The sequence below is a fragment of the Endozoicomonas sp. ONNA1 genome, assembly GCF_024606325.1.
Lineage (GTDB): Bacteria > Pseudomonadota > Gammaproteobacteria > Pseudomonadales > Endozoicomonadaceae > Endozoicomonas_A.
In genome coordinates this window covers 1-1810 of record NZ_JAHHPN010000519.1, presented here as the reverse complement: position 1 = coordinate 1810, position 1810 = coordinate 1, and the positions used below count along the sequence as shown (strand labels likewise).

The window sequence follows — 1810 nt, the reverse complement described above, 5'->3', positions numbered from 1 at the left end:
TGATGACGCAAACAGTGTTTGGCTATTGTTAATTGACTCTTTTCTGAGCATTCTTCCCAGAATTGATGAATATAACCCCGGTACTCTTTAAGGCAAACCAAACAAAGAAAAGCTTTGTAACGTCGCATTGCAACCAGGGGCAGGCCCTCTGTTTTCAGAGATGAGATTGAGTTGTTTTGTGCACTGTCTCTACTGGCCTCAGGAATCTCCTTCCAGCAATCTTCATGCTCATCCGTGCTGTTGGCATTGACTCCAAAGTCTATGTATTGATCATTAGATTCAGGGGACAGAACAAGATTAATAACATTTAGCATCAACGCCAAAACCGCTTCACGGGAATAATCATTATCTGCGACGCTACGGAGGTTAAATAATTCTTCAAATGGCTCACCTTGCAGCCCCTCATAATTTCCTTTTTTCAGAAAGATGGCTCTGAAATCAAAATAAACATCTTTGAGATCTTTGATTTTGCAATCATAGAATTCCCGATTATTCTCAACAAAATTTATTGCATTAGTAATATTCTGAAAGTCAATCTCAAACAGTCCATTAATAATTCCAATAAGTTGCTGTGGATAAAAACTCTTGATTTCATCAATATGTCGGGACAGAATTTCCCGACTTAAATCATCCAGCGGTGCTGAGCCGAAGCGTAGACAATAATTTTTCCCCATCACCTGCAGCCATTGTTCCAGATTGAACTCATTGTTCTCATTAACACACGATTCATATAGAATTCGGGAAAGCTGGCATGTACTTTCAAGTACCAGACCATTCTTACTACCCGGAATGAAAAAACGAGCATTGTCTAATACCGATGTTGAAAGCCGCTCACCTTCAAAAGAACATTTGATGAAAAGGCCATCTTCAACAATGGCACTGTTAAACAGTTCTGTATTGAGTTTACACTCCTCAAATGAAACGGATTGCAACACTGTCCCCTTCATTGAACAGCCGCTGAAATCAATCCCGGTTAACTTATGTGGCCATCCTTTCAGCTTAAAACCATCCAGGGAATCCAGCTTGCCCTCCAGCAGTTGTGGGTTTTGCTCAAACAACAACTGTATGCGCTCTACACCACAAATCTTGACGAGACTCTGGATGCCTTTGTGAAACGGGCTGTCTTTACAGGTTAACTCATGGTAAAGAACTGACCAGGATTGTGGAAAAAGCTGTTCCAGCGGGCGCCCGTCGGGCCAGTGGCTAAAACGTTTCCTTAGCATACGCAACAATCGCCCGTGGCTTTCGGGAGAACTCATCTCAAGCATGTTCAACTCATCAGACAAAGACACAGGATTGGAAAAACGGGTCTCTTGTGACTGACAATGCCGAACCACACTTTGATAGTCGTCGGCTGAATGCGTAATGGTTTTCTCATTACGGGCAAAGGCATCCAAACCAAGGAATCCCGACCTGATTTGGCTTTGATCTCTGTAAATTTGTGCATCCAAACGGCCGAGTGTTGCAGAATTCAAGCGCATACACATGACCCCACCACGACTTTGCCTGGATTTATCCGCCAGTTCCTCCTCCATAACTCGGGAAAATGCATATTCGGTGTCGCATTTCATCCTGCGTGTCGAAATATTCCGATTCGGTTCCATCCCGATTTGAGTACGTCGTTCAAAGGAGCTCAGGGCACTTTCATTTTCCAGAATATCGGTCACAATCTGTTCATTGTTCCGTCGCCGCGATGCAGAATAGTTTATATCGTGCCCGGGGCAGAACTTTCTGGCGGGGCTTGCCGAAATGCCATGGGGCAAACCCGAGCGGTAATGCACCAGACGTCCTGCGCGAATACGACAATGGA

At 44.2% G+C, this 1810-nt stretch carries 1 protein-coding gene; it reads right to left on the bottom strand.

Annotation, left to right across the window (positions count from 1 at the left end; all coding sequences use genetic code 11):
• Window positions 1-1810 (bottom strand): hypothetical protein (locus KDK19_RS11920; protein WP_257292039.1); only part of this gene is annotated, 1810 nt, incomplete at both ends.